The organism is Acidovorax sp. (genome assembly GCF_046294525.1).
Taxonomy (GTDB): Bacteria; Pseudomonadota; Gammaproteobacteria; order Burkholderiales; family Burkholderiaceae_C; genus Acidovorax.
Map to the genome: position 1 here is coordinate 353,267 of NZ_JBKBKQ010000001.1, position 15,239 is coordinate 368,505.

Sequence of the window (15,239 nt, forward strand, 5' to 3'; positions counted from 1 at the left end):
GCCCTGTGTTTCAGGCTTGTCGCGGGACGATGGCACCGCCGTCGCCGCGCACGCCTGGGACGCACCGATCACATGCGCAACGCAATAGACAACTGATATGAGTACGTCCCCTTCTTCTCCAGCCTCCATTCTCGTCGTGGACGACGAGCCCGACCTGCGAACGCTGTACGAGCTGACCTTGCTGCGCGAAGGCTACCGCGTGGACACGGCTTCTACGGTGCAAGAGGCGCGCGAGCAACTCAAGGCACACCGGTTTGATGCCGTGATCACGGACATGCGCCTTCCCGATGGTTTTGGCATGGAGCTGCTGCAGGATCTGCGCGACCAGCAGCGCCGCGAGCGCTGCGTGGTGATGACGGCCTACGGCTCCGCCGAAAACGCCGTGGAAGCCCTGCGTGCAGGCGCTTTTGACTACCTCACCAAACCGGTGGATCTGAAGCAGTTCCGGCTGGTGGTGGCCTCCGCCGTACAGGGCACCGGGGGCGTTCCCGCGCCGCGCAGCGGGCGCGGCAACACCGCAGGACGCGCGGGCGCCGCCGCTACCTTAGAGCCCCTCGGCAGCAACCATGCGCTTGACCGCCTGGTGGGAGAGTCCGACGCCATGCGCAATGTCAAACAGCGTGTCGCGAAAGTGGCCCGGGGCATGGCACCCGTGCTGATCCACGGCGAATCCGGTACCGGCAAGGAGTTGGTGGCCCGCGCGCTGCACGCCAGCAGCCAGCGCGCCGACGGCCCGCTGGTCGCCGTGAACTGCGGGGCGATCCCTGAAAACCTGCTGGAGGCCGAGTTCTTCGGCGCTCGCAAGGGCTCATACACCGGCGCCGCACAGGACCGGGACGGCTACTTTCAGGCTGCGCGCGGAGGCACGCTCTTCCTCGACGAAATCGGAGACCTGCCCCTGGCCATGCAGTCCAAACTGCTGCGCGCCATCCAAGAACGCAGTGTGCGACCGCTGGGCTCCACGCAGGAAGAAACCGTGGACGTGCGCATCGTCAGCGCGACCCACCGCGACCTGGCGGCCGATGTTCAGTCCGGCCGGTTCCGGCAGGACCTGTACTACCGGCTCAACGTGATCGAGATCGTGATCCCACCGCTGCGAGAGCGGCGCGAGGACTTGCCCTCGCTGTGCAATGCGTTGCTGGTCCGCATCGCCCAGGAATCCGCCATCCCGGTACCCGCCCTGACCACGGCCGCGCTGGACGCCATTGCCGCGCACCCGCTGACCGGCAATGTGCGCGAACTTGAAAACCTGCTGCACCGTGCCGTGGCGCTGAGCGACGGAGAAGAACTTCATGTCGACCCGCCGCATGGCAGCGCAGATCCCACAATGCCGCGCTCACCCACAGCCGCGGCCGCGTCTGCGCAGGGAAGCACTGCTCCCCCGCCCCCATTGGCCCCATCCGCATCGCACGCGCCCTTCACGTTGGGCAGTACCGTGCCACTGCCCAGCGATCTGCAGGCCTGGCTGGACCAGCAGGAGCGCGACATCCTCATCCGCGCGCTGCGCGAGGCGGGATTCAACCGCACCGCCACCGCGGCGCGCCTGGGCATCAGCCTGCGGCAGATCCGCTACCGCATCGCGCGCCTGAACATTGCCGCACCGACCGATTCCGACGCCCATGAAGACATCGGCTGACGCGTGGGAAGGTGGTTGGCACCGGCGCGCCCACCGGCTTGTGTCACCCAACCAGGGCCCGCGCCCTGGCGGGGATACTGCGGTCGTCGATCTTGTCGTGATCCACTCGATCAGCCTGCCCCCGGGCCAGTACGGGACTGGCGCCGTGCAGCAGTTGTTCACCAACATGCTGGACTGGGACGACCATCCTTATTTTCAGAGCATTCGTGGGCTGCAGGTGTCAGCGCATTTTTTCATTGACCGCGGGGGGGTGCTTTGGCAGTTCGTGGACTGCGACCAACGGGCCTGGCATGCGGGGCAGTCCCACTACCGCGGGCGCAGCCAGTGCAACGATGACTCCGTGGGCATTGAGCTGGAGGGGCTGGAGGGCCAGCACTTCGAGCACGCGCAATACACCACGCTCATCGCGCTGTGCCAGGACCTCGCGCAGCGCTACCCCATACGCCACATTGCCGGCCATGAACACATCGCCCCCGGCCGCAAACAGGACCCTGGTGCTGGATTTGACTGGCAGCACCTGCAAAGTACCCTCGGCTGGCCGGCCGACCGTTTTCCGAGCAGCGTGCTGGTGCGGCCCTGAGCGAGAGCGTGCGTGGCCTGTAGTTGCGGCGCTGCATCTAAAAATCTTCGAAAAATCTTTGTGCGGATGCACAAAAATTCGGACGCGAGATACCACGCGGGTTCCCGGGCAAAACCCGCTGGCATCGCCCGCGATTGCGAGTCGCGCCGCGACTTTTCCAAGCGCCGACACGCTGTCCGCAGAGCGACGACCTCACCACATAGTCGCTTACATACCAGCTGTTTCATTTTTGCTGGCGTCTACGGCGGTACACTACCGGTAGTGTCTTGAACCGCCTCGACACACCATATATAGTGTGCGCCAGACTGAAGTCCGGTGCAGCACCCACACATTGCGGCGGCACTCCAGGCCGCACGCCCACCCAGACAGCCCACAGAAGAGGACACCCATGCAAGCTGCTTTGAACACGCCTTCCACATCGCCAACCGCCTCTGCGGATGTCGCCACGCACGCTGCGGCGGCCGCAACTTCCGGGCACCCGCTCACGCATTACCAGATCATTCGCCGCAACGGCGCGGTGGTGCCGTTCGAGCCCCAGAAAATTGCGGTGGCGATGATGAAGGCGTTTCTGGCAGTGCACGGCACGCAGGGCGCGGCCTCTGCCAGCGTGCGTGAGGTGGTGGACACGCTCACCCAGAACGTGGTCCGTGCCCTCATGCGCTCGCGTCCTGGCGGCGGAACCTTCCATATTGAAGATGTGCAGGACCAGGTCGAGCTGGGCCTGATGCGCGGCGAGCACCACGAAGTCGCCCGCGCCTACGTGCTGTACCGCGAGCGCCGGACGCAGGAGCGCGCTCACCACCAGGAACAGCTCGCCCCCGCCACCCCGGTGATGCACGTGATCGACAACGGTCAACGGGTGCAGCTGGACATCCTGCGCCTGCACGCATTGATCGAGTCGGCCTGCGCCAACCTGGGCGCCGACATCCAGGCTGCCCCCATCGTCGCCGAGACCATGCGCAACCTGTATGACGGCGTTCCCATGGACGAGGTCTACAAGGCATCCATTCTGGCCGCCCGCACCCTGATCGAAAAAGATCCCGACTACACCTACGCCACGGCCCGCCTGCTGCTGCACACCATCGTGCGCGAGGTGCTGGGACGCGATGTGGCCCAGAGCAACATGGGCCAGGCCTACAAGGACTATTTCCCCACCTTCATCCAAAAGGGGGTAGACAACGAGCTGCTGGACGAGCGCCTGCTCAAGCAATACGACCTGAACCGCCTGGGCGCTGCGCTCAAGGCCGAACGCGACCTGCAGTTCGACTACCTGGGCCTGCAGACGCTGTACGACCGCTACTTCCTGCACGTCAAGAAGACACGCATCGAGCTGCCCCAGGCCTTCTTCATGCGCGTGGCCATGGGCCTGGCACTCAACGAAACCGACCGCGAGGCACGGGCCATCGAGTTCTACGAAGTGTTGTCCAGCTTCGACTTTATGTCCAGCACGCCCACGCTGTTCAACAGCGGCACGCTGCGCTCGCAATTGTCAAGCTGCTACCTGACCACCGTGCCGGACGACCTGGACGGCATCTACGAGTCCATCAAGGAAAACGCCCTGCTTTCCAAGTTTGCGGGCGGCCTGGGCAATGACTGGACGCGCGTGCGCGCCCTAGGCTCGCACATCAAGGGCACCAACGGCGAATCGCAAGGCGTGGTGCCTTTCCTCAAGGTCGTGAACGACACGGCCGTGGCCGTGAACCAGGGCGGCAAGCGCAAGGGCGCCGTCTGCACGTACCTGGAAACCTGGCACCTGGACATCGAAGAGTTCCTGGAACTGCGCAAGAACACCGGCGACGACCGCCGCCGCACGCACGACATGAACACGGCCAACTGGATTCCCGACCTGTTCATGCGCCGCGTGATGGAGAAGGGCACCTGGACCCTGTTCTCGCCCTCCAACGTGCCGGATCTGCACGATCTGTTCGGCGCCGACTTTGAGAAGGCCTATGTGGCCTACGAAGAAAAGGCGGCACGTGGTGAGATCAAGCCCGCCAAGACCATCCAGGCCACGGACCTGTGGCGCAAGATTCTCACCATGCTGTTCGAGACCGGCCATCCCTGGATCACGTTCAAGGATGCCTGCAACGTGCGCTCGCCCCAGCAGCACGCTGGCGTGGTGCACTCGTCCAACCTTTGCACCGAGATCACGCTGAACACCAGCGACACCGAGACCGCCGTTTGCAACCTGGGTTCCGTCAACCTGCTGCAGCACATCAAAGACGGCAAGATCGACCACGAGAAACTCAAGAAAACCATCACCGTGGCCATGCGCATGCTGGACAACGTGATCGACATCAACTACTACGCCGTGAACAAGGCCCGCGACTCCAACCTGCGCCACCGCCCCGTGGGCCTGGGCGTGATGGCCTTCCAGGACAGCCTGTATGCGCTGCGGATTCCTTACGCCTCGCAGGAAGCGGTGGAATTCGCCGACAAGTCGATGGAAGCCATCTGCTACTACGCTTATTGGGCATCCACCGAACTCGCAAAGGAGCGCGGCCAGTACTCCAGCTACAAGGGTTCGCTCTGGGACCGTGGCATCCTGCCGTTTGACACGCTGGACATGCTTGCCAAGGCCCGTGGCGGTTATGTGGAAGTGGATCGCTCGTCCACGATGGACTGGGATGCGCTGCGCAAGAAGATTGCTCAGGACGGCATGCGCAACTCCAACTGCGTGGCCATTGCGCCCACCGCCACCATCTCCAACATCATCGGCGTGGATGCATCGATCGAGCCCTCGTTTGGCAACCTGTCGGTCAAGTCCAACCTGTCGGGCGAGTTCACCGTGATCAACGGCGGGCTGGTGCGTGACCTCAAGCGCCTCGGCCTGTGGGATGACGTGATGATCATGGACCTCAAGCACTTCAAAGGCTCGCTGCACCCCATCGACCGGGTGCCCGCCGACATCAAGGCGCTGTATTCCACCGCCTTCGAGGTCGAGCCGAAGTGGCTGGTGGAGGCTGCATCGCGCCGCCAGAAGTGGATCGATCAGGCACAGAGCCTGAACATCTACATGGCCGGCGCATCGGGCAAGAAGCTGGACGACACTTACAAGCTCGCGTGGATCCGTGGCCTCAAGACCACGTACTACCTGCGCACGCAAAGCGCCACTCACGTCGAGATGAGCACCGTGAACACGCGCCAGCTCAACGCCGTGTCTTCGGGTAGCGAAGGCGGCGCGCCCGTTGCATCGGCGCCTGCACAGGCCGCGCCGGCTGCACGCGAAGCGGTGGCCGCAGCAGCCGTTGCGCAGTCCTCCGTGCTCCCTGCCACGGATGTGCAATTCAGCGCAATCGACGATCCTGGTTGCGAAGCCTGCCAATAAGGACTTCGCGCGCAACACCGCGGATGCGTTCGAGGTGTTGCGCATGTGCTGTGAAGCAACAAAACGTTGCTGCACAACGCTGCAGTGCTTTCCTTTTTGCAGCACTGCTTTCATAATCCGAACACTGGAAAATCTATGTTGTCCTGGGACGAAGAAGTCAAGCCCTCATCGCAAAATCAACTGGACGGTGGACTGAACACGAGCCACCCGGCGGGACAGCCGCCCCTGCCTTTCCAAGCGCCTTCCTTGCAAGCCGTGCACGCAACGACGACGGCCTCTGCCACAACCCCCGCTTCCACATCCTCCCCCGCTGCAGCCACGCACCGTCGCGTCAACGCAGCCGACAAGCGCATCATCAACGGCCAGACCGACGTCAACCAGCTGGTGCCCTTCAAGTACAAGTGGGCGTGGGAAAAATACCTGGCTACTTGCGCCAACCACTGGATGCCCCAAGAGGTGAACATGACGCGCGACATCGCGTTGTGGAAGGACCCCAACGGCCTGACCGATGACGAGCGCCGCATCATCAAGCGCAACCTCGGCTTCTTCGTCACCGCCGACTCGCTGGCCGCCAACAACATCGTGCTGGGCACTTACCGGCACATCACCGCCCCCGAGTGCCGCCAGTTCTTGCTGCGCCAGGCGTTTGAAGAAGCGATCCACACCCACGCCTACCAGTACATCGTCGAGTCGCTGGGCCTCGATGAGAGCGAGATCTTCAACGCCTACAACGAAGTCCAGTCGATCCGCGACAAGGACGAGTTCCTGATCCCCTTCATCGAAGCGATCATGGATCCTTCCTTCAAAACCGGTACTCCCGAAACCGACCAGACCCTGCTCAAGTCGCTGATCGTTTTTGCATGCCTGATGGAAGGCCTGTTCTTCTACGTGGGCTTCACGCAAATCCTGGCACTGGGTCGGCAGAACAAGATGACGGGCGCTGCCGAGCAGTACCAGTACATCCTGCGCGACGAGTCCATGCACTGCAACTTCGGCATCGACCTGATCAACCAGCTCAAGCTGGAGAACCCGCACCTGTGGACGGCCGAGTTCAAGGCCGAGATCAAGGCGCTGTTCCTGAAGGCCGTGGAACTGGAATACCGCTATGCCGAGGACACCATGCCCCGTGGCGTGCTGGGCATGAACGCGTCCATGTTCAAGGGTTACCTGCGCTATATCGCCAACCGGCGCGCCACACAGATCGGGCTGGAAACGCTCTTCCCCAATGAAGAGAACCCTTTCCCGTGGATGAGCGAAATGATCGACTTGAAGAAGGAACGTAACTTCTTCGAGACCCGGGTTATTGAATACCAGTCTGGTGGTGCGCTGTCCTGGGACTAGCGCCGTTTCTTTGCAGGCCCACACCACCATGGATTTCTACACCACGCCCGACACACTGAGCGCCGCAACGGCGGCCGTGTGGGGCGTTCCCGTGTTCATGGAGATGGAGTTCTTCTCCATCTCCATGGATCGCTTCCTGCCCACTGCAGACAGGGAGTGCTCTTTGCATGCAAATTGACCCAAGGAGAACATGATGGCAACTGCGAAAAAACCAGCCGCTAAAAAAGCGACCCCAGCGAAGAAGGCTGCACCCGCCAAGAAGGCCGTAGCAGCGAAGAAGGCTGCACCTGCCAAGAAGGCAGCAGCACCGGCAAAGAAAGCCGCTCCCGCCAAGAAGGCCGTAGCAGCGAAGAAGGCCGCACCTGCCAAGAAGGCAGCAGCACCGGCAAAGAAAGCCGCTCCCGCCAAGAAGGCTGTAGCAGCGAAGAAGGCCGCACCGGCAAAGAAGGCAGCAGCACCGGCAAAGAAAGCCGCTCCCGCCAAGAAGGCAGTAGCAGCGAAGAAGGCCGCACCTGCCAAGAAGGCAGCAGCACCGGCAAAGAAGGCCGCTCCCGCCAAGAAGGCTGCAGCTGCCAAGAAGGCCGCACCTGCAAAGGCGCCAGCCAAGAAGGCAGCCCCTGCCAAGAAGGCCGCCAAGGCCCCTGCCCCTGCGGCCGCTGCTGCAGCACCCGCAGCGCAAACCACGCTCAACCCCCAGGCAGCGTGGCCTTTCCCCACAGGCAACAAGCCCTGATCGCGGCGCCCTTGTTGGCGCCCCAGCCCGGCATTTCGATGCCGGGCTTTTTTTATGGGCACACGCCGGGAACCGCTATCAATTGTGGAGCGCGCAGCGCAAGCCCACCCTTGATTTCAAGCAAAAATCCGCTGAAACTCTTATAAAACAAGCGCTAGCCGCTCTCATTTCGAGAGCGGTCGCCTCTATTCCGGGGTGAAGTCCAGCGTGTAGTTCTGGGGTCCTCGCTGGGCGATTTTGAGCGCACCTACCCGGTTGCCCAACGCCGCACAGCGCTCCAGCGGCCAGCCCTTTTCCAGGCCGTACAGCAGCGCACCGCGCCATGCGTCTCCGCAACCGGTGGGGTCCACCACGGCGGCGGGCACGGCGGGGGGAATGTGCGTTTTCTGGCCGTCCACCCAGACCTCGCAACCTTCTGCGCCCAGGGTGACCACGAGGCCGCGCACCTTGCGCGAGATGGCTTCGAGCGTCCAGCCGGTGCGGTCGCACAGCATCTTGCCTTCGTAGTCGTTCACAGCCACCCACGAGGCCTGCTCCACAAATGCCGCCAGTTCTTCGCCATTGAACATCGGCAGGCCCTGGCCCGGGTCGAACACAAACGGAATGCCCGCTGCCACGAACTGCGCGGCATGCTGGAGCATGGCGTCGCGCCCGTCCGGCGCGATGATGCCCACGGCCACAGAAGCCGCATCGCCTGCGGTAATCTGGTTCGCATGTGCCTGCATCATGGCGCCGGGATGGAAGGCGGTAATCTGGTTGTTGTCCCGGTCCGTCATGATCATGGCCTGGGCGGTGTAGGTGTCCTGCACCTGTCCGACGTGGCGGGCGCTGATGCCCAGCGCTTCCAGGCGCTGCAGGTAGTCTGCTCCGTCGCTGCCCAGCATGGCCATGGGCAGAGGCTCGCCGCCCAGCAGCTTCAGGCTGTAGGCAATGTTGCCCGCGCAGCCGCCAAAATCGCGGCGCAGCGATGGCACCAGGAATGACACATTCAGGATGTGCAGCTGGTCCGGCAGGATCTGCTCCGCGAACCGGCCCTCGAAGGTCATGATGGTGTCGAACGCCAGGGATCCGCAAATGATGGCAGCCATATGAATTGGATAGAAGTTAGGAAGTTGGAAAGTGGGCGTGGCCATGCGCAGCCCGCTGAGGCGCAGCCCCTGCGGTAGCGCAGCCCTGGCACCAGCTCATGGATAGAAGGCCAGCAGCCGGTAGCCCGCCACGCGTGCGCCCCCGGTGGTGACGATGACAGCGGCCGACGCGCTCCACTCGCCCCGCGCCGGCAGTTCTGCGGGTGCGGCCAGATCGGTGGGCAGCAGCACACGGCGCAGCACAGGCTGGTCCTGCGCATCGGTCAGCGTGAGCTCCACTGCGGGCATGGCCAGCGGAATGCTTGCCTGGTTCTTCATGGTGAGCGCCAACTGGTAGCTGTCGCCCCGGGCCTTGTTGAAGGATGAGCTGTCGATCACCACGTCCGCAATCTGGCGCGGCGGGGCAATCTCGCAGCGCAAAGGCTCGCACAGCTTCACCAGCCAGGGCCGCGCGCGCGGGTCCATTGCCGCGATGCGGTCACGCTCCTGTACCGCCACCTGCAAGGCCAGTGCCGCCAGCGACACCAGGACCACGAGCAGCAGCACACCGCGCACCCACCGCTGGCGCCAGAAGGCCTGGCGCCGCGCCGCGCGCACGAAGCTGACCTCGCTGGCGGGGTCCAGCTCCGCATCTTCATGATCAGCGTCCTGCGCAGACGCGGCCCGGCGCGGGTCCGCCCGAAGCACTGCAGCCGCCGAGTCGTCGGCCACCAGGCTCAGCGCATCCGGACTGAGCACGTCTGCCGCAGGGCTGGCATCGAGGGCGGGCACGGGGTGGCCTTCCACGGCCTCAGGCGAATTTCCAGTTGCGGCGGCCGTAGCCACACCCCGCATGCGGCGCGGGCGCATGGAGCCATCGACGGGCGCGGTGGACTTGGCAGTCGGCAACGCCACGTCGAGCGCGGGGAAGGAAATGTCCGGAATCTCGGCAGGCGGCGTCGCCAAAGCCGACACACCACCTGCATTGAGCACACCAGCCCCCGCTGTTGCGGTGTCCGGCTCCAGCAGGTCCGCAGGCCAGTCGGAATCCGGCAGGTCTGCCACCGGCAGTTCGTACCCTCCTGGCACGGAAGGTACCGAAGGCGAGGGAAATGATTCGTTCGCCAGGTTCTGGCCCGATGCGGTCGCGGTCTGCTGCGGCTTCGGCGCAGAGCGGGGCAGCTCCAGCGGTTCATAGGGCTCCAGCGCCTCCAACGCGTCCAGCGACGCGGGCACGGTGTCCATGAAGTTGGGCGGAGCGTCTTCCTCGTCATCGTCCGTGCGGCCCGCGACTGTCCCTTGCACCTGTGGCGCGGGCACTGCTGCAGCTGCAGGCGGTTCCTCCGGCCAGGGGCGTGGAGATGGGGGCGAGCGCCATGCGAAGGGCGTGTCAGGCTCCAGGCTCAGACCATCGGCCAGACCCGATTGCGCGCCGGTGGTAAGAAAGGCCGGCACCGCGGGGGTGGGCACTTCCATGACCGGGGGGTGGGCCACCTCGGGTAGCGCCGGCACGGCGGGCGGCGTCCACGGCGCGGGGGCGACGGTGGCTGCCGGCAAAGGCAGGGGCGGCGCCGCCGCGCGGGAGCCGGAAGGAGTCAGAGCCAGCGGCGCCGCACCCTGCTGGTCCTGGGATGCCACGCGCGCTGCCGCAGGTGGCGGCGCCCCCCAAGCGCGCCCCTCGTCGGACGCGCGCGCCACGGGCGCGGGCGGGGGTTTCACATCCGTGAGCGACACATCCGGCAGCAACGCAGGGGGCGCGGACGGCAGTAGGTGGGCCGCAGCGTCGAACACTTCCTTGCATTGGCCGCAGCGCACCCATCCTTCGGATATGCGCAATTGGTCGGCCACCACCTTGAACGAGGTGGCGCAGGCCGGGCAGCGGGTGATCTGGCTCATCAGCGGGCGATTGTAGGGGCCGCGGCGCAGGTGCTCGCGTGCGGACGCCGGTCTGGCTGCCCAGATGCGGGCGCCTTCCGGCCGACTGTAGTCAGCGCTGCGCCGTCATCAGGATCCAGCCGTCCTCGGTGTCGGCCACCTCCAGCCGAACCCAGGGCGCATAGGCCTCTTTCAGCTCATCCGCCTGGCGCTCCAGGATGCCGGCCAACACCAGATGGCCGCCCTGCGCCACGTGGGCGCACAACAACGGTGCCAGCACACGCAGCGGCGTGGCCAGGATGTTGGCCAGCACGGTCTGGTACTCGCCCTTCGCCTTGTCGGGCAGGCCCGCACGCAGCTGCACGTCATTGGCCTGCGCGTTCTGGGCGGTGGACTCCACTGCCGCCGGATCGATGTCCACAGCGTCAATGTCGGTCGCGCCAAACTTGGCGGCGCCAATGGCCAGGATGCCAGAGCCGCACCCATAGTCCAGAACGCGACCCAGCGGATTGCCCTGCGCCGGGTCGGTGGCGCCGTTGCGCGCAATCCAGCGCAGGCACATGCGGGTAGTGGGGTGCGTGCCGGTCCCAAAGGCCAGGCCTGGGTCGAGGCGGATGCTGCGCACGGCCTGCGCAGGCAGCTCGTGCCAGGTGGGCACGATCCAGAAATCGGGCGTGATGTCCACCGGCGCAAACTGCGATTGGGTGAGCCGAACCCAGTCCTGCTCTGCCACCTGAGCCACGCCCAGCACCTGGCAGCCCACAAAAAAGTCCTGCACCACCAGCAATTGCTGCGCTTCGCGGGCCGCCACTTCGCTGGGGAACAAAGCCACCACACGGCTGCGCTGCCAGCCATCCTTGGGGGGCGGCATGCCGGGCTCACCAAACAGCGCCTGCTCAGCATCGGTCTGGGCGTCGGCATCTTCGACCGACACGCTCAATGCATCGAGCGCATCCAGCGCGTCGCTGACCGGTTCGATACAGTCCTCGGGGCACATCAGACTCAGCTCAAACATGGAACGCCTCTCAGAAAAATGAAAATGCTGGTCCCTGTTGCCAAGGGCCAGCATGTGAATCAACGGCTGCCGTACCCACAAAGGTCCGACACAAATCCGCAGCCCGCAAAAACGCACCGCTCTGTGCCAGCGACCGCCGCGCAAGGGCCGCCCCGCCGCGCTGGCGGTGTCCCCCTTCCCGAACTACACAGTAGTTCGAGAGAAGGGGGATGGCGCGAAGCGACTCAGGGGGTTGTGCCCGGCCTAGCGCTTGTGCTGCGACAGCCACTCTTCCAAGTAGTGGATGTTCGTGCCGCCGGCCATAAATTTGGCGTCCACCATCAGCTCGCGGTGCAGCGGCACATTGGTGTTGATGCCTTCGATCACCGTCTCGGACAGCGCCGTGCGCATGCGGGCCAGAGCCTGCTCGCGTGTGTCGCCGTGCACGATGATCTTGCCGATCATGGAGTCGTAGTTGGGTGGCACAAAGTAGTTGGTATACGCATGCGAGTCCACGCGCACGCCCGGACCGCCCGGCGGATGCCACGTGGTGATGCGCCCCGGCGACGGGATGAACTTGTACGGGTCTTCCGCGTTCACCCGGCACTCGATGGCGTGGCCACGGATCTCGATTTGGCGCTGTGTGAAGGGCAGCTTCTCGCCCGCCGCCACCATGATCTGCGTCTTCACGATGTCCACGCCGGTGATCCATTCGGTCACGGGGTGCTCCACCTGCACGCGGGTGTTCATCTCGATGAAGTAGAACTCGCCGTTTTCGTACAGGAACTCGAACGTGCCCGCGCCGCGGTAGCCAATCTTCTTGCAGGCGGCCACGCAGCGCTCGCCGATCTTTTCGATCAGCTTGCGGGGGATGCCGGGGGCCGGCGCCTCTTCGATCACCTTCTGGTGGCGGCGCTGCATGGAGCAGTCGCGCTCGCCCAGGTAGACGGCGTTGCGGTGCTTGTCGGCCAGCACCTGGATCTCGATGTGGCGCGGGTTCTGGAGAAACTTCTCCATGTACACCGCCGGGTTGCCGAAGGCGGCGCCCGCTTCGGCCTTGGTCATCTGCACGGCATTGACCAGCGCCGCCTCGGTGTGCACCACGCGCATGCCACGGCCGCCGCCGCCGCCAGCGGCCTTGATGATCACGGGGTAGCCGATGGCCTTGGCGATGCGGCGAATCTGCACCGGGTCGTCGGGCAACTCGCCCTCGGAGCCGGGCACGCAGGGCACGCCCGCGCGGATCATGGCCTGCTTGGCCGACACCTTGTCGCCCATGATGCGGATCGACTCGGGCGTGGGGCCGATGAACTGAAAGCCGCTCTTTTCGACGCGCTCGGCGAAATCAGCGTTCTCGGACAGGAAGCCGTAGCCGGGGTGGATGGCCTCGGCGTCGGTCACCTCGGCCGCCGAGATGATGGCTGGCATGTTGAGGTACGACAGCGGCGAGGGCGCGGGGCCAATGCAGACGGCCTCTTCAGCCAGCTTGACGTATTTGGCGTCGCGGTCGGCCTCGGAATAGACCATCACGGCCTTGATGCCCAGCTCGCTGCAGGCGCGCTGTATCCGCAGGGCGATCTCCCCCCGGTTGGCGACCAGAATCTTTTTAAACATATTGTTTTTCCACAATGCGACGCAATGCACGCGGCGCGTGAAACCGACGCGGCGTCCACGCGCGACCACCACGCAAGGGCCGTCCCGTCGCGCTGGCGGTGCCCCCCTTTCCGCAGCGCGCGGCAATGCGAGAGAAGGGGGAAGCGCCGCAGGCGCTCAGGGGGTTGTTCTCTGTCATTCGATGACGAACAAAGGCTGTCCGTATTCAACGGCCTGGCCGTTTTCGCCCAGGATGCGGGTCACCGTGCCCGACTTGTCAGCCTCGATCTCGTTCAGGATCTTCATGGCCTCAATGATGCAGATGGTCTCGCCTTCCTTGACCTGGCTGCCCACTTCCACAAAAGGCTTGGCACCGGGGCTGGACGAACGGTAGAACGTGCCCACCATGGGCGACTTGACGATGTGGCCAGCAGGCGCTGCGGGCGCGGAGGGCGCGGGCAGTTCGGCCATCTGGGCAGCGGCAGCTGCCGGCGCAGCAGCGACAGGCGCTTGGGCCGGTGCGGGCACATACTGCTGCACGACGCCCGCCACACTCTTCACGATGCGGACTTTGCCTTCGGCCTCGGTGATTTCAAGTTCGGAAACGTTGGACTCGGAAACGAGATCGATGAGGGTTTTGAGTTTTCGCAGATCCATGGAAGCTCCAACGGCTATAAAACTGAATAGGGCGCGAATTTACTCCAATTTCGCCCTATCGCAGCCATCGATCATCAATTTTCATGAACTTCAACAAGGCCTGCGCACCGACAGGCGGCAGCTTTTAGAAGCATTTGGCTACAGATGATGCTCCGAACTTCACCGGAGAGCGGCCCACTGCTGGAGATCCTGGGGCGTGATCTGGCCCATTTTACGATGCAGCACTTTTCCGGCCCCGCCCAGCACCACGGTAAAAGGCAGGCCGCCTGTGAGGTTGCCCAGCGACCGCCCCAGGTCCGTGCCCCCCAGTCCCGCCAGCCCCACCGGAAAATCCAGCGGAATGCGCTGCAGGAACTTGCGCACGGCCGAGGGCTGGTCAATGGCCAGGCCCAGCACCTGCCAGCCGTTCGGCGACTGCTCGCGGTAGAAGGCATTGAGCATTGGCAGCTCGTCCACACAGGGTGGGCACCAGGTGGCCCAGAAGTTGAGCAACAGCGGCTTGCCCGCAAACGACTGCAGCGCCAGAGCACCGCCTTCGGGTTTGTCAAACTCCATGCCCCACAGCGCCTGCTCGGCACCGGGCTCCATGGCGTGGGGTTGGAACTTCCACCACGCTAGGCCTGCGCCGCCTAGCGCCGCAGCGCCCGCCACCCCCGCATACAACACGCGGCGGCGCGCGGTCAAAGGCGGCGCAACGGCGGTAGCCTCTGGAGCCTCGGTTGCGCGAGTTGAACCAGAAGGATCAGCGGGATTCGTCATGGGGGTCCGTATCGGTCTCTTGTAGAAGCAGGCGGCGCACTGCAGCCAAGTCACCCCGGGGGGTGCGGCCCTGGCTGTCGGGCCGCAGCGCGCCGCGCAAGTCGTCCAGGTCGTAGATGAGCAAGTGCACGCCGATCATCTCGGAAAGCTCTGGGCTCAGGCTGCTCAGGCTCAACGCCTCCACCGGCTGGCCGTTGAAACCGGTCACCGTGCGGGGCTCATAGTCCACACGGTGATCGATAAGCGCTATCTCGGCGGATTTGGGGTCATCACAAAACAACTGCACGTATATATCCGACAGCCGCGTGGCGGTGCCGTGCCAGACGGCGCCCGCCAGGTGTGGCCGGAAGTCCGCCATGCGCTCCATCCACACCAGCGCCAGCTGCCGCAGGGCGCGCAATTCGCGCGGCTGGGTGTCGGCACAAAAAATCTGGATGTATTCGCGCACCGCGGCTTCGACTTGGTCGTTGTCGGGCAGCGGGGTGCGGGCGGGCAAACCCAACTCGCGCACGGCACGGCGCTTGGCCGGGCCCCATTCCAGGCCCTCCTCCACCACCAAGCGTGCGGTGGTGTGGGCGATTTCGTCGCTCAGAGGTGTGTGCATGGGAATGGTGGGAAACGACGCGGAGGCAGAGGCAGCATTGTGGCCCCAGTCCTTGAACAAGGGTCGCAGCAT

General features: G+C 64.6%; 13 protein-coding genes. 6 read left to right on the forward strand and 7 right to left on the reverse strand.

All coding sequences use genetic code 11. From position 1 onward, the window contains the following. The first annotated feature begins 97 nt into the window (after window positions 1-97). The 6 genes from ACK4HJ_RS01575 to ACK4HJ_RS01600 all read left to right on the forward strand — a co-directional run bounded on the left by ACK4HJ_RS01575 (window position 98) and on the right by ACK4HJ_RS01600 (window position 7,618). The gene (locus ACK4HJ_RS01575) at window positions 98-1,636 is read left to right on the forward strand and encodes a sigma-54-dependent transcriptional regulator (RefSeq protein WP_409827065.1); all 1,539 of its coding nucleotides are present in this window, start codon (window positions 98-100) and stop codon (window positions 1,634-1,636) included. Then, complete coding sequence (gene ampD / locus ACK4HJ_RS01580; protein ID WP_409827067.1) at window positions 1,620-2,216, forward strand: 1,6-anhydro-N-acetylmuramyl-L-alanine amidase AmpD; 597 nt, start codon at window positions 1,620-1,622, stop codon at window positions 2,214-2,216. The genes ACK4HJ_RS01575 and ampD overlap by 17 nt, the downstream gene beginning before the upstream one ends. Before the next feature lie 388 nt (window positions 2,217-2,604). Further along, a complete protein-coding gene (locus ACK4HJ_RS01585) occupies window positions 2,605-5,544 on the forward strand; it encodes a ribonucleoside-diphosphate reductase subunit alpha (protein ID WP_409827069.1) in 2,940 nt (979 codons plus the stop codon). 135 nt (window positions 5,545-5,679) lie between these two features. Continuing rightward, window positions 5,680-6,885 carry a ribonucleotide-diphosphate reductase subunit beta gene (locus ACK4HJ_RS01590; protein ID WP_409827071.1) on the forward strand — a complete coding sequence of 402 codons (1,206 nt, stop codon included), beginning with the start codon at window positions 5,680-5,682 and terminating at the stop codon, window positions 6,883-6,885. A gap of 28 nt (window positions 6,886-6,913) precedes the next feature. Beyond that, window positions 6,914-7,063, forward strand: a complete 150-nt coding sequence (locus ACK4HJ_RS01595; RefSeq protein ID WP_409827073.1) for a hypothetical protein — start codon at window positions 6,914-6,916, stop codon at window positions 7,061-7,063. Between the two features lie 15 nt (window positions 7,064-7,078). Beyond that, window positions 7,079-7,618: a histone gene (locus ACK4HJ_RS01600; protein ID WP_409827074.1), complete on the forward strand. Its 540-nt coding sequence runs from the start codon at window positions 7,079-7,081 to the stop codon at window positions 7,616-7,618. 185 nt (window positions 7,619-7,803) lie between these two features. Here the strand turns inward: ACK4HJ_RS01600 and ACK4HJ_RS01605 are convergent, their stop codons facing one another. The 7 genes from ACK4HJ_RS01605 to ACK4HJ_RS01635 all read right to left on the reverse strand — a co-directional run bounded on the left by ACK4HJ_RS01605 (window position 7,804) and on the right by ACK4HJ_RS01635 (window position 15,167). Next, window positions 7,804-8,706 (reverse strand): carbohydrate kinase family protein, encoded by a 903-nt coding sequence (locus tag ACK4HJ_RS01605; RefSeq protein ID WP_409827076.1) that lies wholly within the window; start codon window positions 8,704-8,706, stop codon window positions 7,804-7,806. Window positions 8,707-8,802: 96 nt separating this feature from the next. Next, a complete protein-coding gene (locus ACK4HJ_RS01610; RefSeq protein ID WP_409827078.1) occupies window positions 8,803-10,581 on the reverse strand; it encodes a DUF3426 domain-containing protein in 1,779 nt (592 codons plus the stop codon). Window positions 10,582-10,672: 91 nt separating this feature from the next. Next, a complete protein-coding gene (prmA, locus tag ACK4HJ_RS01615; protein ID WP_409827080.1) occupies window positions 10,673-11,575 on the reverse strand; it encodes a 50S ribosomal protein L11 methyltransferase in 903 nt (300 codons plus the stop codon). 243 nt (window positions 11,576-11,818) lie between these two features. Then, window positions 11,819-13,168, reverse strand: coding sequence for an acetyl-CoA carboxylase biotin carboxylase subunit (accC, locus tag ACK4HJ_RS01620; RefSeq protein ID WP_409827082.1), 1,350 nt, complete (start codon window positions 13,166-13,168; stop codon window positions 11,819-11,821). Window positions 13,169-13,342: 174 nt separating this feature from the next. Next, on the reverse strand, window positions 13,343-13,804 hold the full coding sequence (accB, locus tag ACK4HJ_RS01625; RefSeq protein WP_409827084.1) for an acetyl-CoA carboxylase biotin carboxyl carrier protein: 462 nt from the start codon (window positions 13,802-13,804) through the stop codon (window positions 13,343-13,345). 159 nt (window positions 13,805-13,963) lie between these two features. Beyond that, a complete protein-coding gene (locus ACK4HJ_RS01630) occupies window positions 13,964-14,563 on the reverse strand; it encodes a TlpA family protein disulfide reductase (RefSeq protein ID WP_409827086.1) in 600 nt (199 codons plus the stop codon). Then, window positions 14,547-15,167, reverse strand: coding sequence for a hypothetical protein (locus ACK4HJ_RS01635; RefSeq protein ID WP_409827088.1), 621 nt, complete (start codon window positions 15,165-15,167; stop codon window positions 14,547-14,549). Before ACK4HJ_RS01635 ends, ACK4HJ_RS01630 begins: the two co-directional genes overlap by 17 nt. Window positions 15,168-15,239: the final 72 nt, after the last annotated feature.